Below are 23,018 nucleotides of genomic sequence, written 5' to 3' on the forward strand. Positions count from 1 at the left end.
GGTGCACTGCTTCCGACAGGTCGAACAGGTAGGAAGTGGTGCACGAAGATGCTGCAGCCCGCGTTACCCGCAAGGCTGGTGGATCGGCCCGCGCTGACCGCGACGCTCGACGCCGCGGCCGCCCACAAGGTGGTCGTGGTGACGGCGGGGCCCGGTTGGGGGAAGACGACGTCGGTCGCCGCGTGGGCGGCCACGCGCAGGGCGGCGTGGCTCGACGCCGCCGACGTGTCGCTGGAACGCCTGTCGCGCGGGCTGTTGCGCGCGCTGAGACAGCGATTACCGCGCCTGCCCGCCGAGCTGATCACAACGACGGCCCAGGGTGCCGAGACGGTCGCCGCCCTGATCTGCGGCCTGCTGGACGTGCACCTCGACGAACCGCTCGTGCTGGTCGTCGACGACGCGGACGCGGTGCGCGGCGAGAGCGCCCGGCTGCTGGAGGCGTTGTGCCGCACCAGCCCCGACCGGTTCGGCCTGGTGCTGCTGACTCGCGGCGCGCTGGCGTTCGACCCCGGACCGGCCGCCGAGGTCGTTGCGCGCGAGCTCGCCTTCTCCGAGCAGGAGATCGCCGCGCTCGTCGACGGGGACGCTGGGGAGGTGCTGGCGCGGACCGGCGGCTGGCCCGCGGCGGTGTGCCACGGCGAGCTGACCGAGGAGGTGGCGGCCTCCGCGCTGGCGGCGGAACCCGAGCGGAACCAGGACCTGGTGCGGGCGATCGCGTTGCTGGGCAGGGTGTCCACGGCGCTGTGCGTCGCGCTCGGGTTCTCCGACGTGCGTGAGACGCTGGCCGGACTGGCCCAGCGCGGACTGGTGACCGGGCCGGACTGGCGCGTCCTCGAACCCGTCGCAAACCTGCTGCGCCAGGACGGCTTGGAGGACGAAGAGATTCGGCTGAAGGCCGCCGTGTTCTGCGAACGCACCGGTGCGCACGCCGACGCACTCGCGCACCTGGTCGCCGTGCGGAGGTGGGACCTGGTCGCGCGGTTGTTGCTGCGCCGCGACGAGCAGATCGTGGCCGGAGGCGACGCGGACGCGGTGCTCACCGCGCTGGAACAACTGGAGATCGACGACTCGCGGCTGTACCTGGTGTGGGGTTTCGCCCTGCAGCACAAGGGGGACTGGCTCGGCGCGCTGCACTGCTACGAGCAGGCGGGCGAGCACACCGTGCGGTCGTCGTGGCGCCGCGGACAGCTGCACGCCCTGGCGGGCCAGACCGGCCAGGCCGTCGAGGTGTTCGAGCGGACGGTGTTCGACGACCTCGCGTCCCTGGACGAGGTGCGGCTGCTGTCGCTCGCGGTGCGCTGGTTCCGGGTGACCGGGCGCATCGAGCGCGCTGAAGAACTGGCGGAGCGGTGCGCCGAGTCCGCGAAGAGGTGCGGCGGACACGCCGCGTTCGCCTGGAGCAGCAGGGCTTTCGGGGTGCTGGCGGGTTTCGGCGGCGATCGGGTGGCGTTCGAGATGCACTACGGCCGGGCCGCGGACCGGGCGCGCCGGGCCGGCTGCCGGATGCTGGAGCTCACGATCCGGTGCGAACGCGCGCGGTTCCTCGCGGACGAGTTCGGACCGGAGCAGGCGCTCGCCGAGGTCGACGAGCTGCTCGTCCTCGGCAGGCAGGCCGGGCTCACCGGCCACGAGCAGGACTGCCGCGGCGTCCGGGCGCTGGCGGCCGTCCGGCTCGGGCGTTTCGACGACGCCCTACGCGACGCCGGTACGTGCCCGCGGAACCTGGTGGTCAAGGCGGAGGCCCACCGTCGGCGCGGAGAACCCGGGCAGGCGCAGGCGTTCCTCGACGAGGCGCTGGTGCTGCCCGGTGCCGACCCGCTGGTGCGGGCGACGCTCGCGCGGGTCGTCGCGGGCGAGGACGTGAGCGCCGCGCGGACGTTGGCCGAGGAAGCGGTGGCCACGAGCCAGGTGCTGCAGGTGCGCGAGGTGCCCGCGCTGCTCGCCCGCGGCTGGGTCGCCGTGCTCGCGGGGGACCGGGAGACGGCGCGCGCGGACGCGGCGACGGCCCGCTCGCTCGCGGGCAGGCGCGGAGACCGGGCGGGTCTCGCGGACGCGCTGCAGCTCGCGGCGGCGACCTCGGCCGACGGACCGGCGTTGCTGGCCGAGGCCGCGATGGTGTGGCGGGCCGCGGGCGACCCGGTGGGAGCGGCCACCGCGGAACTGGCGCTGGCGCGCTCGACCGGTGCCGAGACGACGTCGTTCGAGAACGAGCTGCGGGCGCACGGGGTGCGCACCGACGTCCTGATGGCCGACGTGCTGGGCGTGGGGACGCGGCGGCGCGCGCGGATCGCCGTGCGGACGCTCGGCGGGTTCCAGGTGTTGCGCGACGGAGTCCCGGTGCCGGCCGCGTCGTGGCAGTCGAAGAAGGCGCGCGACCTGCTCAAGATCCTGGCGGCGAACCGGGGACGGGCGGTGCCGCGGCCGCAGCTCGTGGAGCTGCTGTGGCCGGACGACCGGTCGGACCGCACGGCGAACCGGTTGTCCGTGCTGCTGTCGACGTTGCGGGCGGTGTTGTCGGTGCCGGGCCTGCCGGCCGATGCCGAACCGCTGGTGGCGGACCGCGACACGGTGTCGCTCGACCTGTCCTTCGTGGACCTCGACGTCGCCGGGTTCCTGGACGCCGCGAGCATCGCGCTCGTGGCGGACCGGCGCGGCGACCCGGCCGCGGCGTCGTTGCTGACCGACGCCGACGAGCTGTACCTCGGGGAGTTCCTGGCGGAGGAGCCCTACGAGCAGTGGGCGGTCCAGGTGCGCGAGGAGGTGAGCGCGCGGTACACGGCTGTGCTGCGGGCGTTGGTGCGGCTGGTGCGCGACCCCGACCTGCAGGTCGGCTACCTGATCCGGATGCTCGAGCTCGACCGCTACGACGAGAGCGCGCACGTGCGGCTGGTGCGGGCGCTGCGGGCCGCTGGACGGCACGGCGAGGCGCGGCGGCGGTACCAGGTGTACCTGGAGCAGATGCGCGACATCGGGGTCCGGCCCGCCGAGCCGGACCTGTTCGGTGCGAAGGGTTCGGAGGTTCTTCGGGCGGGCTGAGTCCGCCCTCGCGGTCACCGGGGCCGCCGTTCGCACCGCGCTGGTGCGAACGGCGGCCCCGGTCGCGTTTGTGCTGCTAGGACAGGCATAAGAGAGCCGTCAGGTTTCCCGAAGGGTGCGCTAAGACCCGCTTCGTAGCTTCGTCTGGTGAACGAAAACGGGGGAAGCGGCTGGCTCGTCCGGCCGAAGCCGAGGCCGGGCGCGGCACTGCGGGTGGTGTGCCTGCCGTACGCCGGGGGTGGCGCGTCGGCCTACTGGGACTGGGCGGACCTGCTGGGCGAGTCCGTCGACCTGTGGGTCGCGGCGTTGCCGGGCAGGGAAAGGCGATTCGGCGAACCCGCGCTCACCGAGGCCGCGGCGATCACCGTGCCGCTGGCCGAGGCGATCCGCGCGGAGATCGCGGCACCGGTGGTGCTGTTCGGCCACAGCATGGGCGGGCTGCTCGCGTTCGACCTGGCCCGGCGCCTGGGCGAGCTGGCCGAACACCTCGTGGTGTCCGCGGCCAAGGCGCCGCACCTCGCGTTCGGCGGCGCACCCCACCTGCTCGACGACGCGGGCCTGCTCGACTGGATGACCACGCTCGGCGGTGTGCCCGCAGACCTGGTGGCACACAGGGACATGCTGGCGCTGATCCTGCCGACGCTGCGCGCCGACCTGACGGTGTGCGCCGGGTTCCACGGCACGCGCGACGTCGTCGACGTGCCGGTCACCGCGTTCTCCGGCACCGACGACCCGCTCGCGACCGTGGCCGACGTCGCCGCCTGGCGGCACCACACCGTCGCCGGCTTCGACCTCGTGGTCCGGCCGGGCGGCCACTTCTACCTCAAAGACGATCCGGCGGCGGTGACGAGCCTCGTGCGGTCGCTCGCGGCCAGGGAAGGTGTGCAGTGACCGACCAGTTCCCCGCTACCCGCGGCCAGCAGCAGATCTGGTTCTCCGACCAGCTCGCGCCGGACGTCACGTTCAACACCGTGCCGGTGCACGTGGAGATCACCGGCGAGCTCGACACCTACGCGCTCGCCGCCGCGCTGAACGCGTTGATCGACCGGCACGAGCCGTTGCGCACCAGCTACCGGCTGGACGGCGACGCGCTAGTGGCGTCCGTCGCGCTGGAGGCCCACGTGTCGATCGCGGCACGCGACCTCCGCGACCTCGCACCGGCCGAACGCACCGCACGCGCCGAAGCGTTGGTAGCGAACGAACTCGCTCACCGTGTCGACATCACCTCGGGTCTGCCGTTGCGGATCGTGTTGCTGCGCCTGGAGGACGACCGCCACCAGCTCGTGCTGCTGGTGCACCACATCGCGATCGACGGCGCGTCCGTCGCCGTGATCCAGGACGAGCTGCCGCGCTGCTACCAGGCCGCGGTCGACGGAGGGGACGTCGCGTTGCCCCGGCCCGCGGTCGCCTACCGCGACATCGCGCCGCTCGGCGGCGGCGTGGAGCACTGGCTCACCGAGCTGGCCGACCTGCCGGAACCGCTGGAGCTGCCGGCCATCCGCACCCGTCCCGCCCCGCCGGACTTCGCCGCCGAGTCGTTGCCTCTCGTCGTGCCGCAGGACCTGGCGAACGCGGTGCGCCGCGCCGCGAGCACGCACCGGTCGTCGTCGTTCATGGTGCTGCTGAGCGCGTTCTCCGTGCTGCTGCACCGCTTGACCGGCTCGTCGGACGTCGTGGTCGGTTCCCCGTCGGCCGGCCGCGAGCACGCCGACACCCACGAACTGGTCGGCTACTTCGTGAACATGCTGGCGCTGCGGGTGCGCCTCGGCTGGGACCCGACGTTCAGCGAGGTGATGGACGTCGTGCGCGGCTCCGTGCTGGACGCGCTCGACCACCGCGACGCGCCGTTCCACGAGGTCTGCTCCGCGCTCGGACAGACCGGGGACGGCGACCGGCACCCGGTCTTCCAGGTCGTCTTCGCGTCCCCGCCGCCGCTGGCCGGTCCGCTGGCCGCCGGCGGGTGCGTGTTCACGTTCGTCCAGGGCACCAGCGACCAGAGCCTCTACGACCTCGAACTGCAGCTGCCCGACTCCGGCGGCGGCGAGATGCGCGGATGGGTCAAGTTCCGCACGGCGCTGTACCGGCGCGCCGACGTCGTCGACCTGACCGAGCGCTTCGCCACCGTGCTCGGCCAGCTCACCAGCGCGCCGGACACGCGGCTGTCGAACCTGTCGCTGCTCTCCGGCGACGAGCGCAGCCGGATCGTCCACGACCTCAACGCGAACGCCACCGCCTACCCGGCGGACGCGACGCTCGTCGAGCTGTTCGAACAGACCGTCGACCGCTTCGCCGCGGACGTCGCCGTCGAGTTCGGCGGCGTGCGGCTCACCTACGCCGAACTGGACCAGCGGGCCAACCGGCTCGCCGCCCACCTCGGCACCCTCGGCGTGGCCGCGGGAACGCCCGTCGGCATCCTGCTGGACCGCGGCGTGGACTGGATCGTCGCCGCGATCGCCGTGCTCAAAGCCGGTGGCGCGTACCTGCCGCTCGACCCGGAGTACCCGCGCGACCGGCTGCAGTCGTTGTGCGAGGACGCCTCCGCCGCCGTGGTGGTCGCCGATCGTGCCGTCGAGCTGGGCGTCGAACTGGTCGACCTGTCGGCGATGGTCCTCACCTGCCCCGCCGACCGTCCACAACGGACGCTGGTCGCGGACGACCTCGCGTACGTGATGTACACCTCCGGGTCGACCGGCATGCCGAAAGGCGTGTGCGTCAGCCACCGCAACGTGGTCCGGCTGGTCCGCGACACGAACTACGTCGACTTCGCGCCCGGTGACCGGGTCGCGCAGGCCTCGACGACGACGTTCGACGCGGCGACGTTCGAGATCTGGGGCGCCCTGCTCAACGGCGGTCGCCTGGTCGGCCTGCCCAAGGACGTCGCGCTCGACCCGGCGGCGCTGGGGGAGTGGTTGCGGGCCAACGCGATCGACACGTTGTTCCTCACCACGTCCGTCGCGATGCACGTGGCGCGCGAGCTGCCGGGCGCGCTGTCCGGCCTGCGCTACTTCGTGTTCGGCGGCGAGCAGCCGGACGAGCACGCGGTCGCCGCGCTCATTGCACACCCCGGCGGCCCCCGGCACGTCGTGAACGGCTACGGCCCCACCGAGACCACGACCTTCGCGTCGAGCCACGAGTGCGAACGCGCACCAGGACGCATCCCGTTGGGACGCGGGCTGAGCAACACCCAGCTCTACGTGCTGGACCAGTACCTGGAGCCGGTTCCGCCGATGGCCGTGGGCGAGCTGTGCATCGGCGGTGACGGCGTCGGCCGCGGCTACGTCGGGAACCCCGCGCTGACCGCCGACAAGTTCGTCCCGGACCACCTGGGTGGCAAGCCCGGCTCGCGGCTGTACCGGACCGGTGACCTCGCGCGGTTGCTGCCGGACGGGACCTTCGAGTACCTCGGCCGGGCCGACCGCCAGGTCAAGATCCGCGGCTTCCGGATCGAGCCGGGCGAGGTCGAGGCCTGCCTGCACTCGTCGGGACTGGTGCGCCAGGCCGTGGTCGTGCCGCTCCCGGACGCCGCCGGTGACGTCCGCCTGGTCGGGTACGTCGTGCTGGAGCGGGCGGGCGAGGAGCAGCTCGACGAACTGGCGCGGCACGTGCGCGCCGCGCTGCCCGCCTACCTGGTGCCGTCCGCGCTGGTGCCGCTGGAGTCGTTGCCGTTGACCCGCAACGGGAAGCTCGACCTGCGCGCGTTGCCCGACCCGGAGATCACCGCGGACGAGGAGTTCGACGAGCCGCGCACGCTCACCGAGGTCGCCGTCGCGAACCTGTGGCGCCAGGTGCTCGGCGCCGAGTCGGTCGGGCGCGACACCAACTTCTTCGACTGCGGCGGCCACTCGCTGAAGGCGGCGAGGATCCTCGCCCGCGTCGAGAGCGAACTGGGTGTCCGGCTGCCGATGCGGTCGCTCTTCGACCACCCGACCGTCGCCGGCATCGCGACCGAGGTCGACCGGTTGCGCGACACCACACCCGTACCCGTCGGCGTGATCCGAGCCGAGGCCAGGGCCTCGCGTTCGGTCGCCGACCTGCTCGATCTGTGACTGGAGGGGAAGTCGTGCAGGACGTGTTGCGGCGCTTGAAGGCGCTGGACCCCGAGAAGCGGGCGGCGGTGTTCGCCCAGCTCGCCGAACGGGGTGAGGACTTCGGCGTCTACCCGGTGTCGTCCGGGCAGCGCCAGCTGTGGCTGCTCGACCAGCTGCACCCCGGCAGCGCAGTCTACAACGTGCCGTACGCCTTCCGGCTGCGCGGCACCGTGGACGCCGACGCGCTGGGCGGGGCGTTGCTGGAGGTCGGCCGGCGGCACGAGGTGCTGCGGACCGTGTTCCTCGACCTCGACGGCGAGCCGCGCCAGGTGATCCTGCCGGAGCCGCAGTTCTCGCTCGTGGTGTCGCATGTGGACGTCGCCGACCGCGACGCGTTCGCGGCCGAGCGCGCCGCCGAGGTGGCCGGGGAGCCGTTCTCGCTCTCCGACGGGCCGTTGCTGCGGGCGGAACTGGTGGTGTTCGACGCCACCGACGCGCTGCTGCTCGTGTCGATGCACCACATCGTCTGCGACGGGTGGAGCACCCAGCTGCTGTTCGCCGAGTGGGAGGCCGCCTACGCGGGCCGCGACCTCGGTCCGGCGCCCGCGCAGTACCTCGACTTCAGCCGCTGGCAGACCGAGTGGCTCGACGGTCCCGAAGGCGCGCGGCTGCTGGAGTACTGGACCACACAGCTCGCCGGGGTGCCGCCGGTGCTGGAACTGCCGGCGGACCGTCCGCGTCCGGCCGTGATGAAGATGCGGGGCGGTGCCGTCGAGTTCGCCTGGCCCTCCGCGCTGAAGGACCGGCTCGACGCGTTCTGCCTCGCCGAGCGCGTCACCCCGTTCATGGTGCTGCTGACCGCGTGGAACGTGCTGCTGCACCGGTACTGCGGCGCCGACGACATCGTGGTCGGCACCAACGTGGGCAACCGGCGGGCCGAGATCGAGGACGCCATCGGCTTCTTCGTCAACACCGTCGCGCTGCGGACCCGCGTGGACGCCGACGTCAGCTTCTTGGAGCTGCTGCACCAGGTCCGCGACACGACCCTGGCCGCGCAGCAGCACCAGGAGCTGCCGTTCGAACGCGTCGTCGAGGCGCTGGCCCCGCCGCGCAGCACCGCGCACCAGCCGGTCGTCCAGACGATCGTCGGCATGGAGGACGGCCAGCACTCGCTGTTGTCGTTGCCGGGTGTCGAGGTCTCCCGCGTGCCGGCGCACTCCGGCACCGCGAAGTGGGACCTGGAGCTGGGCGTCACGTCCACCGAGGGTGGGATCACCGGCCTGCTGGAGTTCGACAGCGCGCTGTACGAACGCGAGACCGCGCGTCGGCTGCTCGGCCACCTGGAGACCCTGCTCGCCTCCGGGCTCGCCGACCCGTCCTGCCCGGTCGGCCGCCTGACCATGATCACGCCCGCCGAGCGCGCGCAGATCCTCCAGGACTGGAACCCGGTTCCCACGGCCCGGCTCGACGGCGTGCTGGTGCACGAGCTGGCCGAGGCCTCGGCCGACCGCACGCCCGACGCCGTCGCGCTGGTGTTCGAGGACCAGGAGCTGACCTACCGGGAGCTGGACGAGCGCGCCAACCGGCTCGCGCACCTGCTGCGGTCGCGCGGGATCGGCCGTGGCGACTTCGTCGGCATCAGCCTGCCCCGGTCGCTCGACCTCGTGGTGGCGCAACAGGGTGTGCTCAAGTCCGGCGCCGCCTACGTGCCGCTCGACCCGGAGTACCCGGCGGACCGGCTCGCGTACATGGTCGCCGACTCCGGGCTGCGCGTGGTCGTGACGCTGGCGGCGTTCTCGTTGCGCTTCCCTGACGTGGCAACGCTTCCACTGGACGAGACCGACTTCTCGGGGGTGCCCGCTGCTCGTCTGGCATGGACCGTCGAACCGGACGACCTCGCGTACGTGATCTACACGTCCGGGTCGACCGGCAAGCCCAAGGGAGCGATGCTGCCGCACCGGGGTGTCGTGAACCTCGCGGACGAGCTGGCGCGGATGCTCGGCATCGGGCCGGGTAACAGAATGCTGCAGTTCGCGTCGTTCAGCTTCGACGTGTCGGTCGCGGACATCATGGTGACGCTGCGGTCCGGTGCGACGGTCGTCCTGGCCGCGCAGCACGACCTGCAGCCCGGCCCCGACCTGGCTCGCACGATCACCACCCAGCGCGTCGACGTGGCGTGCCTGCCGCCGACCGTGCTGCGGTTGACCGATCCCGCCTCCGTGCCCGGCCTGCGGACGTTGATGGCGGGCGGCGAGGCCTGCCCGGAGGAGGTTGCGGCCGCGTGGGCCGAGGGCCGGCGGTTCATCAACGTCTACGGGCCCACCGAGGCGTCCATCTGGATCACCGCCGCGGAGTGCGACGGCACCGAGAGCCCGTTGCCGATCGGACGCCCGATCACCGGCAGCACCGCCTACGTGCTGGACGCGCACCAGGAACCGCTGCCCGTCGGCGTGCCGGGGGAGCTGCACCTCGGTGGCGTGCAGGTGGCGCGCGGATACCTGCACCGGCCGGAGCTCACGGCGGACCGGTTCATCGCCGATCCGTTCGGCGGCGGGCGGCTGTACCGCACCGGTGACCTCGCGCGGTTCCGGCCGGACGGGCAGATCGAGTTCCTGCGCCGGATGGACGACCAGATCAAGTTGCGCGGCTACCGGATCGAGCTGGGCGAGATCCAGACAGCGGTGTGCGCGCACCCGTCCGTTCGCGCGGCGGTCGTGATCGCCCGCGAGGATGTACCGGGCGACGTGCGGCTGGTCGCTTACGCGGTCGCCGCCGACGGGTGCGAGATCGACGCCGCGGAGCTGCGTTCCTCGCTGCGGCGCGGGCTGCCCGAGTACATGGTGCCGTCGGCGTTCGTCGCGGTGCCGACGATCCCGCGCAACCCCAACGGGAAGCTCGACCACCGCGCGTTGCCGAAGCCGGAGTCGGTGCGTTCCGAACGGGTCGTGGTGCCCGCGGGCAACCAGACCGAGCGGACGATCTCCGACGTCTGGCGCGAGGTGCTGCGGATGGACCGCGTGGGCGCCGACGACAACTTCTTCGACCTCGGCGGCAACTCGGTGCTGCTGGTCAAGGCGCGCAGCCGGCTCGCGGAGCTGTTCGCGCGGGAGGTGCCGACGGTGACGCTCTTCACCTACCCGACGGTGCGGGCGCTGGCCGCCCACTTCGACGGCGGTGGCGTGGTGGAGACGCGGTCGGCCGGTGGCAGGAAGGCATTGCTGGCTCGGGGGAGGAAGTCGTGACGGAGTACACCGGACTGGAGATCGCGGTCGTCGGCATGGCCGGCCGCTTCCCGGGATCATCCACAGTGGACGAGTTCTGGGAGAAGGTGCTCGCGGGCGAGGTCGGCGTGCGCCGCTTCACCGACGAGGAGCTCGACGCCGCCGGCGTGTCGGCGGAACGACGGGCGGAGCCCGGCTTCGTGCCGATGGGCGGCGCACTTGACGGCATCGAGTTCTTCGACGCCAAGCTCTTCGGCTACAGCCCGCGCGACGCGGCCGTGCTGGACCCGCAGCAGCGCGTCTTCCTGGAGTGCGCCTGGCACGCGTTGGAACACGCCGGCCACCTCGGCGGCGGACGGGAGGTCGGCGTCTACGCCTCGGCGAGCGTCGACACGTACCTGCTGCGGCACCTGTGGGGCAACCCCGCCGTACCGGGCGGCCTGCAACCGCTCGACCTGCTGCTCGCCAACGACAAGGACACGCTCGCCAGCCGCGTCGCCTACCACCTCGACCTGACCGGTCCCGCGATCACCGTGCAGACAGCGTGCTCGTCGTCGCTCGTCACGATCCACGTGGCGTGCCAGGCGCTGCTCGGCCACGACTGCGACATCGCCCTCGCGGGCGGCGTCTCGATCCGGCCGCCGGTGCACGAGGGCTACCAGCACACCGAGGGCGGCATCCTCGCCGCCGACGGCCGCTGCCTGCCCTTCGACGCGGAGGCGCACGGGGTGGTCGCGGGCAACGGCGTCGCCGCCGTGGTGCTGCGCCGCCTGGAGGACGCCCTCGCCGACGGCGACACGATCCACGCGGTGATCAAGGGCACCGCCGTGAACAACGACGGCGCGAGCAAGGTCGGCTTCACCGCGCCGAGCGTCACCGGTCAGGCGCGCGTCATCAGGGCCGCGCACGACCTGTCCGAAGTGGACTCCTCCACGATCGGCTACGTCGAGGCGCACGGCACCGCCACACCGCTGGGCGACCCCATCGAAGTGGCCGCGCTGACCCAGGCGTTCGTGCACCCGCCGCAGGCCTGCGCTTTCGGGTCGGTCAAGGCGCTGATCGGCCACCTGGACGCGGCGGCCGGTGTCGCCGGGTTCGTGAAGGCCGCGCTCGCGGTGCGGGAAGGCGTCGTACCGCCCAGCCCGTACTTCACCGCGCCGAACCCCGAGACGGGGCTGGAGGACAGCCCGTTCTTCGTCAACCGCGAGGTGGCGCCGTGGCCGCTGGAGGGCCCGCGGCGGGCCGGGGTCAGCGGGTTCGGCATGGGCGGCACCAACGCGCACGCCGTGCTGGAGGAGCCGCCGTCGCCCGAACCGATGCCGCCGACCCGGTCCCGGCACCTGGTGGTGCTGTCGGCCGCGAGCGAGAAGGCGTTGCAGGAGAGCCGGGAACGGCTCGCCGCGCACCTCGCGGAGGGTGGGCAGGAGTTGGCGGACGTGTCGCACACTGTGCGGACGGGGCGGAAGGTGCTGCGGCATCGGCTTGCCGCGGTGGTGGGCGGCCAGGCCGCCGGCGACCTGTCGGAGGCGTGGACCGGCTCCGGCGACCGGCGCGACGTCGTCTTCCTGTTCCCCGGCCAAGGTTCGCAGTACGCGGGCATGGCCGCCCAGCTCACCGCCGAAGAGCCGGTCTTCCGCGCCGCCCTCGACGAGTGCGCCGCGCTCCTCCCGTTCGACCTGCACGAGGTCCTGGCCGACGCCGACCGCCTGACCCGCACCGAGTTCACCCAACCCGCCCTCTTCGCCGTCGAGTACTCGCTCGCGAAGCTCTGGGAGCACTGGGGCGTGCGGCCGAGCGCGATGCTCGGGCACAGCGTCGGCGAGTACGTGGCCGCCTGCCTGGCCGGGGTGTTCTCGCTGCCGGACGCGCTCGAGCTCGTCACGGCCCGCGGCGCGCTGATGGGCGCGTTGCCCGGCGGCGCCATGCTGTCCGTGCCGCTCGGTGCCGACCAGTTGGACCTGCCGGAGGACGTGTCCCTCGCGGCGAGCAACGCGCCGAACCTGAGCACGGTCGCCGGCACGTTCGAGGCGATCGAGCGCTTCGAGCAGACCGTCACCGGCCGCCGGCTGCACACCTCGCACGCGTTCCACTCGGCGATGATCGACCCGATGCTCGGCGAGTTCGCCGCGCTGGTCAGCCGGATCGGGCCGCGCGCGCCGCGGATCCCGTTCGTCTCCAACGTCTCCGGCACGTGGATCACCGCGGAGGAGGCGACCGACCCCGGCTACTGGGCCCGGCACGCCCGCGCGGCCGTGCGGTTCAGCGAAGGGCTGACGACGCTGGTCGCCGAGCCGGTGACCGTGCTGGAGGTCGGGCCGGGCAACGTCCTGACCACGCTGGCCCGTCAGCACGACCTCCGCGGTGGCACCGCGCTCGGGTCGTTGCGGCACCCGCGCGAGGACAAGCACGACCTCGACACGATGTTGGCCGCGGCGGGCCGGTTGTGGATCGCCGGTGTGTCGGTCGACCTCGGCGCGCTCACCGCGGACGAGCGGCGGCGCAGGGTTCCGCTGCCGGGCTACCCGTTCGAGCGCGCCCGCCACTGGGTCGACCTGCCGGGCACCGCGCCACGGCCGATCGAGGTCGTCGAGGTGCTGCCGCAGCCGGCCGAGGTCGTGCTGCCTCAGGGTGATCTCGCGGTCGTCACCGGCATCTGGCAGGAGCTGCTCGGCATCGCGCGCATCGGCCCGGACGACGACTACTTCGAGCTCGGCGGTCATTCCCTGCTGGCCACCCAGATCCTCGCGCGGATCACGGCGGAGCTCCACGTCACCCTCCCCGCGGGCGCGATCTTCGAGGCGCCGACGCCCCGCAGGCTCGCCGCACGGATCGACGAGCTGCGCGACGTGGAACCGGCGCAGGACGACGAGTTCGCCGCGCTGCTCGCCGAGATCCGCGACATGTCACCGGAAGAGCTGCGGGCCGAACTGGACCGCGAGCGGGACGCCCAGGAGATCTCCCAGTCATGACAGACCACCTGACCAGCTCACTGACCGAGGAGCAGAGACAGCTCCTCGCGCTGCGCCTGCGCAACGCCGACCGGTCGCAGCCGGTGTCGTTCACCCAGGAGCAGCTCTGGTTCCTCGACCGCCTCGACCCCGGCAACCCCGCCTACGCCATCCCGTTCGGACTGGAGCTCACCGGGCCGCTCGACCGCACCGCCCTCGAACTGGCCGTCGGCCGGGTCGTGGACCGGCACTCCGCCCTGCGCACCACGTTCTTCGAGCGCGACGGCGAGCTGCGGCAACGAGTACGTGACAACGTGTCCATCGCCATCGAGGTCGTGGACCTGTCCGAGCACCCCGAGCGCGCGGACGAGGTCGCGCTGGAGCACGCCCGGCACGCGTTCGACCTGAGCGCGGGACCGCTGGTGGCGTTCCGGCTCGTCGTGCTCGGACCTGAGCGGCACCTGCTGCTGGTGACCGCGCACCACATCGTGTTCGACGCCGCGTCGGCCGAGGTGTTCGGCGCCGACCTCGCCGCCTTCTACGGCGGGGAGACGCCGCCGGAGCTGACCACGTCGTTCGGCCGGCACGCCGCCGCTGAACGCCGCCGGCTCACCGCCGAGGTGATGGACGAGCACCTCGCGTACTGGCGGGACCGGCTCGCGGACAGCCCGGCGCGCTCCACGGTGCCGTCCGACCTGCCGCGCCCGGCGGTCCAGACGCACACCGGCGGCCGGCGGCACTTCGTCGTGCCGCGCGAGCTGACCGAGAAGCTCGCGGCCCGCGCCCAGCAGCTCGGTGTGTCGCTGAACGCCGTGGTGCTCAGCGGGTTCGCCGCGCTGATCGGGCAGGACCGGGTGCTGCTCGGCATGCCGGTGAGCGGCCGCGGCCGTCCCGGCCTGGAGCACCTGATCGGCTCGCTGGCGAACATGCTGGTGCTGCGCGTGGACGTCCAGGACGACGCCGACAAGACGATCCGCGGCACGCACCGCGCGATCAGCGAGGCCTACTCCCACCAGGACGCGCCGTACGCACGGGTCGTAGAGGCGGTCGACCCGCCGCGCGACCCGAGCCAGAACCCGTTGTTCCAGGCCATGTTGAGCCTCACCGAGGCACCCGCTCCCCGAACCGCGGGAGGCGTCGAGTTCCGCCCGTTCGAGGTAGACAACGGCCTGACCGACTTCGACCTGTTCGTCGTGCTGTCCCGGACCGACGGGGAGCTGCGCGGCGTCATCGGCTACAACGCGGACCTCTATCTCGACGAGACCGTCGGCGAGCTGGGCGAGCAGTTCCTCGCCGTGCTCGCCGGTCTGGCGGAGGGCACGCTCCCGCGCCGGGACCGGATCTCGATCGCCGCCACGTTCACGGCCGACCCCGTCCGCGCACCGCTGGACGTCCTCAACGGAGTGCTGCGGCTGCCCGTGGACGTCGAACTCGCGCCGTACCAGCAAATCGTCCAGCACCTGCTCAAAGGCGACGACGGCAGGCTTGCCGACGTCGTGCTGCTGCGCTGGGAGGACTGGACGCGGCACGGCGACGCCGTCGAGGCGAACTGGCAGGACCTGGAGACCGCGGTCACGGCCTACCGGCGGCGGTCGGCCGCGCCGCTGCACCTCGTCGTCTGCCCGTCCGAGCAGCAGTTCGGCCACCTCGACGACCGTCTCGCGGTGCTCGCGGACTCCACCGAGGGCGTGCACGCCACGTGGTTCGCGGACTGGGCCAAGGCACTGCCGGTCAGCGCCACGTTCGACGCGCAGGCCGACAAGCTCGGCCACGTCCCCTACACGCAGGAGATGTTCGCCGCGCTGGCGATCCTGCTGACCCGCGTGCTGCACCCAGGGGCCGGGCGCCTGCACCTGCTCGGCACCGCGCTGGGCGAACCGGCGGCATTGGCCGAGCGGGCGGCGCCGGCCGTCCGGGCCGTCGCGATCGACACGCCCCCGGTGGCCCCGCGCACTCCCACCGAGGAACGGCTCGCCCGCGTCTGGCGGGAGGTGCTCAAGCTCGACGAAGTCGGTGTCACGCACGACTTCTTCGCGCTGGGCGGCCACTCGCTGCTCGCGACGCAGCTGCTGTCGAAGGTGTTCGCGGAGTTCGGCGCCGACGTCTCGCTGCACGCGCTGTTCACCCACCCGACCGTCGAGGCGCTGGCGGAACTCGTCGACGAGCCGCGGGAGACCGGGCATCCGCTGTCGCCGGTCTCCCGCGACGAACCCCTCGAGCTGTCGGCGATCCAGCGGCGCATGTGGGCCGCGACCCAGCTCGACCCCACCACGACGAGGATGAACACCACGTTCGCGGTGGCGCTGCGCGGCTCGCTGGACGTGCCGGCCTTGCGCGCCGCGGTCGCGAACGTGGTGCGCAGGCACGAGATCCTGCGCACCACGTTCGCCGAGCAGGACGGCCGGCCGGTCATGGTCGTGCACCCGGACATGGACTGCTGGCTGCCCGAGGCGGTCGGCTCGCCCGAGGAGTTCCTCGCCGAGCACACCACCCACGTCTACGACCTGGAGCACGGACCGCTGCTGCGCGTCCGGCTGGTGCGCACGGCCGCGCAGGAGCACCACCTGCTGCTCGGCATGCACCACATCGTCTGCGACAACACGTCGTGGGGCGTGCTGCTCGCCGAGCTGTCCGCCGGCTACCAGGCCGGTGACCTGCCGGAACTGACCGTCCAGTACGCGGACTACGCGGCGTGGCAACAGGACCTGCTCACCGACGAGGCGCTCGCACCGCACCAGGAGCACTGGCGCGCCTACCTCGCCGACGCGCCGTCGCAGCTGGAAGTGCCCGCGGACCGCCCCGAGCGCAACGAGACCCGGCGCACGTCGTCCGTGGTGCCGGACAGGGTGGCGGCGGCGTTGAAGGACCTGGCGCGCGCGGAGGGCAGCACGCCGTTCGCCACGCTGCTCGCGGCGTACGCGGTGGTGCTGTACCGCCGCAGCGCGCAGCCGGACGTCGTGCTGAGCGTGCCGCAGCAGGGCAGGCCGCGACCGGAGGTCGAGCACCTCGTCGGCTGCTTCACCGACCTGCTGCCGATCCGCGTGGACCTGGGCGGGCGCCTCACGTTCCGGCAGGTCGTGCAGCGGGTGCACCGCGCGATGGTCGACGGCTACCAGCACGGCGACGTGCCGTTCTCCAGCGTCGCCCACGTGCTGCCGCGCCAGCGGGGACGGCACCCGGTCTACCAGTGCGCGTTCAACTACGCGGACCTGCCCGACGAGGCGATGAGCTGGCCGGGGCTCGAGCTGGAACCGCTGGAGGTGCCGGTCACGAGCCTCGACTTCGACCTGTTCCTCACGCTCACGACCGAGCACGGCGAGCTGGCCGCGACGCTGGAGTACAGCGCCGACCTGTTCGGCACCGATGGCGCCGGAGAGTTGCTCGACTCGTTCGTTGCGCAGCTCACCGAACTGGTCGAGGCCCCCGACACGCGCATCGTGGTCGAGTCGTGCACGGTGGACCAGCCGACGATGGGAATCGCGTCGTCGCGGCCGCTCGACGGCGTGCTGCCGGTGCTGACCTCGTGGCTCGACCAGCTGGACCTGCCGCTCACCATCAGCACGACCGCGCCGGGTCAGGTCCTGCGTCCGCTGCTGGATCCCGCAGCCGGGTTCGGTGGCGGGACGACCGCGCTGGTGCTGCGCTGGGAGGACCTGTTCGACGGCGGCGTCGCCGCGTTCGAGCTCGCGTTCGACCGGCTCGGCACCGCGATCGAACGCTGGACCGAGCGCACCGGCGGGGACCTGGCCGTGCTTGCCACGTCCGAGCGCACCGAGAAGCCGTGGCCCGGGGTGTTCGGCCACGCCGCGGACCGCCTCGCCCGGCGGTTCCCGACCTTGCGCGTCGTCGACCTGCTGACCGCGCAGGGAGACCAGGACGTCGTGCTGGGCACCGAGCTCGCCCGGCTGCTGGGCGAGCTGCCGCAGAAGGCGCAGGCGAAGGAGCTGCCGCGCACCGACGACGAACGTGCGCTCGCGGCCGTCTGGCAGGACGTCCTGAAGGTGCACGAGGTCAGCGTCCACGACGACTTCTTCGAGCTCGGTGGCGACTCGATGACCGCGATCCAGGTGGTGTGGCTCGCGAACCAGGCTGGCATCAGGTTCACGCCCGCCCAGCTCACGGCCAAGCGCACGATCGCCGAACTGCTGCGCGTGCCGATGTCCGAGGAGCAGCAGGCGCTGGCGGCCGTGTGGCGCGAGGTGCTCAAGGTCGACGAGGTCGGCGCGCACGACGACTTCTTCGCGCTCGGCGGCGACTCCATGACCGCGATCCAGGTGGTGTGGCTCGCGAACCAGGCCGGCATCAGGTTCACGCCCGCCCAGCTCACCGCCAAGCGCACGATCGCCGCGCTGCTGGTCGCGGACGCACCGGAGCAGGTCGCCGACCAGGGACCGGTGGAGGGCGACTTCCCGGCCACCGGGGCGCAGCGCTGGTTCTTCGAGGCGCTCGCGACGTCGATGGTCGCGCCCGCCCACTTCAACCACCCCTACTACCTGCGCCTGCGCGTGCCGGCGACACCGGACCAGCTGGAGCGCGCCACGAACGCGTTGGTCGCCCACCACGACGGGATGCGCCTGCGGTTCCGCCGCGAGGGCAACGACTGGCACGCCTCGCACGGCCCGGTCGACGGCGCGATGCCGTTCGTGTCGTTCGACGTGTCGGACGCCGCCGACCGCGAGAAGGCGATCGAAGCCCACCTCAACGAGGTGCACCCGACGCTGGACATCAAGGACGGCCCGCTGGCCAAGGTCGTCCACTTCGGACTCGGTGGACACGAGCCCGACCGCGTGATGGTGATCTGCCACCACCTGGTCACCGACGGCGTCTCGCGCAGCCTGATCCTGGAGGACTTCCAGAACGCGCTGCGCCAGGTCCTCGCCGGCCGCTGCGTCGACCTCGGGCCGAAGACCACGTCCTTCCGGGACTGGGCGCGCGAGATCGACGGGTACGCCCGCGGCCCGGAGCCCCTGCGGGAGCTGGAGTACTGGGAGCGGCAGGCACCCGGCAGCGAGGACATGACGCCCGACCTGCCCGGCCGCAACACGTTCGGCGTCATGCAGGACATCCACACGACGCTCGACGCCGACACCACCACGCGCCTGCGCGAGCTGGCCAAGGCGAACCACGTCGGCGTCAGCGACCTGCTGGTGTGGGCGTCGGTGCGAATGGCCTCGGACCGGTTCGGTGGTCCCGAGTGGACGATCGCGACCACCGGCCACGGCCGTGAGGCGCTGTTCGACGGCCTCGACCTGTCCCGCACGGTCGGCTGGTTCCAGGTCATGTACCCGGTCCGGCTCACCCTGCCCGACGGGGACGACACGGCCGCGATCACCTCGCTCGCCGGTCAGCTGAAGCAGGTGCCCGTCAACGGCATCGGCTACGGCCTGCTCCGCTACAACCACCCGGACCCCGCCGTCCGCCGGCGCCTGGAGACGCCGAACCCGCAGCTCACCGTCAACTACGCGGGCGCGTTCGGGTTCACCGACCTCTCGAGCGCCGACGAGCTGTTCGAGCTGTGCCAGGAAGAACTCGGCGTCCTGCAGGACAAGGGGACCGAGTGGCCCGGCCGGATCGACGTCGTCGGGTCGCTCGTCGACGGCCGGATCCGCATCGAGATGAACTACGGCACCGAGATGTACCTGCCGGAGACCGCGCGCCGGATGCTCGGCGAAATCGAAGGGCTGCTCCGCCAGCTCGCTGACCAGAACAGGACGAGGTAATGCCCAAGCCTTCGGGATTCGGCGCGTTCACGATCATGTGGGTAGGACAGCTGCTGTCCGCCCTCGGCACCCGCATGACGAACTTCGCGCTCAGCATCTGGGTGTGGCAGCACACCGGCTCGGCCACGTCGATGGCGCTGATGATGTTCTGCGGCTTCGGCTCGACCGTGCTGTTCAGCCCGCTCGCGGGCAGCCTGATCGACCGGCTGAACCGCAAGGTCTCGATCATCATCTCCGAGATCGGGTCGATCGCCGTCACGTTCATCCTGCTCGCGTTGTTCCTCACGGACTCGACGCAGCTGTGGCACCTCTACCTGGTGAACGTGCTGACCGGCGCATTGCTCGCGATCCAGGGGCCGGCGTTCGGCGCGACCATCGCGCTGATGATGGAGAAGGGGAAGTTCCTCCGCGCCAACGCGATGATGTGGTCGGTCAAGAGCTTTCCGGTGATCTTCGCGCCGGCGTTCGCCGCCACGCTGCTCGGCCTGACCGGCATCAAGCTGATCCTGCTCGTCGACGGGCTCACGTACGTCGTCGCGATCATCACCGTGCTCGTGGTGACGATCCCGCCGGTGCCCGGCCAGAACCGCGAGAAGAGCACCTTCTGGCAGGACTGCGTGTTCGGGTTCCGCTACATCGTCGAACGCCCGCCGCTGCTCGCCGTGCAGATCGTGCTGTTCTCCATCAGCCTCCTCGCGGCGCTGGCGTGGGCGCTGATCGTGCCGCTGGTCCTCGCCCGCACCCTGGGCGACGAGGGCACGCTCGGCCTGGTGCAGAGCATCGGCGCGGTCGGCGGTGTCCTCGGCGGCACGCTGCTCGCGTTCATGAAACCGCCGCGCCGCAAGATGCTCGTGGTGCTCGGCGCGATCCTGGTGTTCAGCATCGTCGGCCGCATCCTCTACGGCGTGGGCGACGGCCTGATCGCGTGGGCCGCGGCGATGTTCTTCGTCGAGCTGACCATCCCGTTCATCGACGGTCTCGCGCAGACCATCTGGCAGGAGAAGGTCGACCCGGCGGTGCAGGGCCGCGTGTTCGCCGCCCGCAACTTCTTCGAGAACCTCTCGGTGCCGATCGGCTTCGCGGCCGCCGGCCCGCTGGTGGACAAGGTGCTCGAACCGGCGATGCGCGGGGACACGGCGCTCGCCGACACGTTCGGCTGGCTTGTCGGCACCGGACCGGGCTCGGGCATCGGGCTGCTGTTCGTGGTCGTGGGCGTGCTCGGCGCGGGCGTCGGCGTCGCGGGTTTCCTCAACCGCAACGTCCGCGAGGTCGAGACGCTCGTGCCCGACCACGAGCCGGAGCCCGAGGCCAAGCCGCTCGACCGCCAGCCCGCGCTGGCCGACTAGGGGGATGGACATGACGCACCGAGTGGTCGTCAACGACGAAGAGCAGTACTCGATCTGGCCCGCCCACAAGGACATCGCGCCCGGCTGGCACGACGCCGGCGTACGCGGGTCGAAGGACGAGTGCCTGGAGCACATCGGTCGCGTGTGGACGGACATGCGCCCGCTCAGCCTGAGAGGACGGTCATGACCTTCACCGACGTGGTGGCCGGTGCCCTGGACGTCGATCCGGCGCACGTCACCGACGACGCGGGCCAGGACACGCTGTCGAGCTGGACGAGCATGCGGCACATCCAGCTGATCGTGATGCTGGAGGAGGCCTACTCGCTCTCCTTCGACTACGAGGAGATCGCCGGCGCGCGGACGGTCCGGGAGGTCCGGGAAGTGCTGCGCGCCAAGGGGGTCGAGGTCTGATGGACACGCGACTGCGCTGGCAGGAGATCGGCCGGACCGACGTCCGCCCGGTCGTGCGCGTGGGACTGCTCGCGAGCTACACGATCGACCCGCTGGTGCCGCACCTCGGCGTCGCGCTGCACGACGCCGGCCTCCCGGTCGCGTTCGACACCGCGCCGTACAACCAGATCGTGCGGCAGTGCCTCGACGACGCGTCGGAGATGGCGCGGGCGAAGCCGGACGTGCTCGTCGTGGCACCCCGGTTCGAGGAGCTGGGCGACGAGCTGCTGACCGCGGTCGACGCCGCGGTGTCGGCGGCCCGGCGCTGGAAGTCGTTCCTGGTCGTCGTGCTGCCCGCCGTGCCGGAGGACCGGCCGTTCGGGCAGCTGGACGACGGGCGGGCCGCGGGAGCGGCCGCGCTCGCCCACGAGGTCAGGGAGACGATCCGGGCCGAGCTCGCGGGCCGTCCGGACGCCTGGGTGGTCGACGCCGAACGGGCCGTGCGGGCGGTCGGCACAGCCAAGGCGCACCACGCCGCGATGTTCAAGTTCGCGAAGATCCCGTACACCGAGGCGGTGTTCGGCGAGCTGGGTGCGCAGCTCGCCGGTGTGCTGCGCGCCGTGCACGGGGTCACCCCGCGGGTCGTCGTCGTGGACGAGGACCCCGCGCTGGAGGAACCGGTGCGGTGGCTGCGCGAGTCCGGCGCCCGGCTCGTGGTGCGGGCCGCGGGGGAGGAGATCGAGGACGTGGCGGCGCGGGAGGGCGTGCCGGCCGAGTCGGCGGTGCTGCTGACGCTGGGCGGCAAGCCCGACGGGTGGCGCGACGAGGTGGCGCGGTCCGGTCTGCTGGATCGCATGCCCGCTCCGGACCGCGCGGCACGCCGCATTCGCCACTCCGCCAGGGAGACCGTCTCGCTGGACGACTTCATGGCCGGCCTGAACGTCGAGGTCGAACTGGAGCCTGTCGGCCCAGAGACCGCGGCCAAGGTCGTGGAGGTGGTCTCCCGCGCCAAGGACTTCACCCTCGGCACCGAGAAGCTCGACCTGACCGAGGACCGCGAGGTGTTCGCGGTCCGCGTGCGCGACAAGTTCGGCCAGTACGGCATCAGCGGCGCGGTCGGCATCACCGGCGGGACCGTCGTGGACGTGTTCTCGCTGTCCTGCGTCGTGCTCGGCAAGGGCGTCGAGGACGTCGTGCTGCGCCGGCTGCGCGACGAGCACGGCGACCTCGTGTTCCGCCACCGCGCCACCTCGCACAACCAGATCACCGCCGGGTTCCTGACGGACGCCGGGGCGAGAATCGAGGAGATCCCGTGACCGTCCACTTCGGAGTCGTGTCGCTCGGCCACGTGCTCGGCGACCCCGTCGACGTGGCCGCGGCCGCACCCGACTACACCGATGACGTCGACCGCGTGCTGGGCTGGGGCTTCCGCACCTTCCACCGCGCGAAGGACGGCGTCGGGCTGACTGACCTGGCCGCCGAGGCCGGTGCCAAGGCGCTGGGCGACGCGGGCGTTCAGCCGCACGAGGTCGACCTGGTCGTGCTGGCGATGTCCGACCTGTCCGAGCACCTGTACTGGGACGCGGCGGGCGCCACGCAGGCCAAGATCGGCGCGCACGGGTCGGAGAACGTGCTGCTGACCCAGGCGTGCGGCGGGGGAGTGGCCGCGTTCGACGTCGTCGCCGGCAAGTTCGCCACGCACCCGGACTACCAGACCGCGCTGATCATCGGCGCGAACCGGGTGTGCGAGCCGTACTGGAACCGGATGGAGATCAACACCAGCATCTTCTCCGACGGCGCCGCGGCCGCCGTGGTCCGGCGCGACCACCCGCGCAACCGCTGGCTCAACACCGAGATCATCAGCGACGGCCGGTACGCCGACTTCATGATGATGGACGTCGGCGCCGCCGCGCGGCCGTTCGCGGGCCAGCAGGACGTGGAGGTGAAGAGCCCGCAGAAGCGGCTGGAGGAGTTCTTCGCGGGGGACATCCGCAAGATGTTCGAGTTCGTCTCGACCATCCGCACGAACAACCACGAGGTCGTCCGCCGCTCCTGCCGGCGCGCCGGCATCGAGCCCGCCGACCTGCGCAAGCTGCTGCACCTGCACGACAGCGTGCCCGCGATGACGTTGCTCGCCAAGGACCTCGAGCATGGTCCGGAGTGGACGAACACCGACGTGTCCCAGGCCTACGGGCACGTCGGGTGCGCCGACCAGCTGATGTCGCTGGAGCACTACCTCACGACCGAGGAGCTCACCGAGGGCGACGTCGTGGCACTGACCAGCACGGCCAGCGGCATGCACTGGCTGTGCACGCTGCTGGCGATCTGA

General features: G+C 72.2%; 11 protein-coding genes. All 11 read left to right on the top strand.

The features are described from left to right. The first annotated feature begins 48 nt into the window (after positions 1-48). The 11 genes from BMY74_RS41190 to BMY74_RS41240 all read left to right on the top strand — a co-directional run bounded on the left by BMY74_RS41190 (position 49) and on the right by BMY74_RS41240 (position 23,018). Positions 49-3,036, top strand: coding sequence for an AAA family ATPase (locus BMY74_RS41190; RefSeq protein ID WP_177230189.1), 2,988 nt, complete (start codon positions 49-51; stop codon positions 3,034-3,036). A 147-nt stretch (positions 3,037-3,183) separates the two neighbouring features. Beyond that, entirely contained in the window at positions 3,184-3,927 is a 744-nt protein-coding gene (locus BMY74_RS41195) for a thioesterase II family protein (protein WP_177230190.1), read from the top strand. Beyond that, positions 3,924-7,082 (top strand): non-ribosomal peptide synthetase, encoded by a 3,159-nt coding sequence (locus BMY74_RS41200; protein WP_177230191.1) that lies wholly within the window; start codon positions 3,924-3,926, stop codon positions 7,080-7,082. Before BMY74_RS41195 ends, BMY74_RS41200 begins: the two co-directional genes overlap by 4 nt. Positions 7,083-7,096: 14 nt before the next feature. Then, a complete protein-coding gene (locus BMY74_RS41205) occupies positions 7,097-10,306 on the top strand; it encodes a non-ribosomal peptide synthetase (RefSeq protein WP_177230192.1) in 3,210 nt (1,069 codons plus the stop codon). Then, positions 10,303-13,254 (top strand): type I polyketide synthase, encoded by a 2,952-nt coding sequence (locus BMY74_RS41210; protein ID WP_245786680.1) that lies wholly within the window; start codon positions 10,303-10,305, stop codon positions 13,252-13,254. Before BMY74_RS41205 ends, BMY74_RS41210 begins: the two co-directional genes overlap by 4 nt. Continuing rightward, positions 13,251-18,953: a condensation domain-containing protein gene (locus tag BMY74_RS41215; protein WP_089927009.1), complete on the top strand. Its 5,703-nt coding sequence runs from the start codon at positions 13,251-13,253 to the stop codon at positions 18,951-18,953. The genes BMY74_RS41210 and BMY74_RS41215 overlap by 4 nt, the downstream gene beginning before the upstream one ends. Further along, positions 18,953-20,299 (top strand): MFS transporter, encoded by a 1,347-nt coding sequence (locus BMY74_RS41220; RefSeq protein WP_089927012.1) that lies wholly within the window; start codon positions 18,953-18,955, stop codon positions 20,297-20,299. Before BMY74_RS41215 ends, BMY74_RS41220 begins: the two co-directional genes overlap by 1 nt. Before the next feature lie 10 nt (positions 20,300-20,309). Then, positions 20,310-20,486 carry an MbtH family protein gene (locus tag BMY74_RS41225; protein WP_245786681.1) on the top strand — a complete coding sequence of 59 codons (177 nt, stop codon included), beginning with the start codon at positions 20,310-20,312 and terminating at the stop codon, positions 20,484-20,486. After that, complete coding sequence (locus BMY74_RS41230; RefSeq protein WP_089927016.1) at positions 20,483-20,710, top strand: acyl carrier protein; 228 nt, start codon at positions 20,483-20,485, stop codon at positions 20,708-20,710. Before BMY74_RS41225 ends, BMY74_RS41230 begins: the two co-directional genes overlap by 4 nt. Next, positions 20,710-22,005, top strand: coding sequence for a hypothetical protein (locus tag BMY74_RS41235; RefSeq protein ID WP_089927019.1), 1,296 nt, complete (start codon positions 20,710-20,712; stop codon positions 22,003-22,005). Before BMY74_RS41230 ends, BMY74_RS41235 begins: the two co-directional genes overlap by 1 nt. Beyond that, positions 22,002-23,018, top strand: coding sequence for a 3-oxoacyl-ACP synthase III family protein (locus tag BMY74_RS41240; RefSeq protein ID WP_089927023.1), 1,017 nt, complete (start codon positions 22,002-22,004; stop codon positions 23,016-23,018). The genes BMY74_RS41235 and BMY74_RS41240 overlap by 4 nt, the downstream gene beginning before the upstream one ends.

This window comes from Lentzea albida (assembly GCF_900111005.1).
GTDB lineage: Bacteria > Actinomycetota > Actinomycetes > Mycobacteriales > Pseudonocardiaceae > Lentzea > Lentzea albida.

Coding starts and splice junctions, on each gene's coding strand:
- BMY74_RS41225 (WP_245786681.1), top strand. CDS start 20,310: ATGACGCACCGAGTGGTCGTCAACGACGAAGAGCAGTACTCGATCTGG.
- BMY74_RS41230 (WP_089927016.1), top strand. CDS start 20,483: ATGACCTTCACCGACGTGGTGGCCGGTGCCCTGGACGTCGATCCGGCG.
- BMY74_RS41190 (WP_177230189.1), top strand. CDS start 49: ATGCTGCAGCCCGCGTTACCCGCAAGGCTGGTGGATCGGCCCGCGCTG.
- BMY74_RS41215 (WP_089927009.1), top strand. CDS start 13,251: ATGACAGACCACCTGACCAGCTCACTGACCGAGGAGCAGAGACAGCTC.
- BMY74_RS41235 (WP_089927019.1), top strand. CDS start 20,710: ATGGACACGCGACTGCGCTGGCAGGAGATCGGCCGGACCGACGTCCGC.
- BMY74_RS41220 (WP_089927012.1), top strand. CDS start 18,953: ATGCCCAAGCCTTCGGGATTCGGCGCGTTCACGATCATGTGGGTAGGA.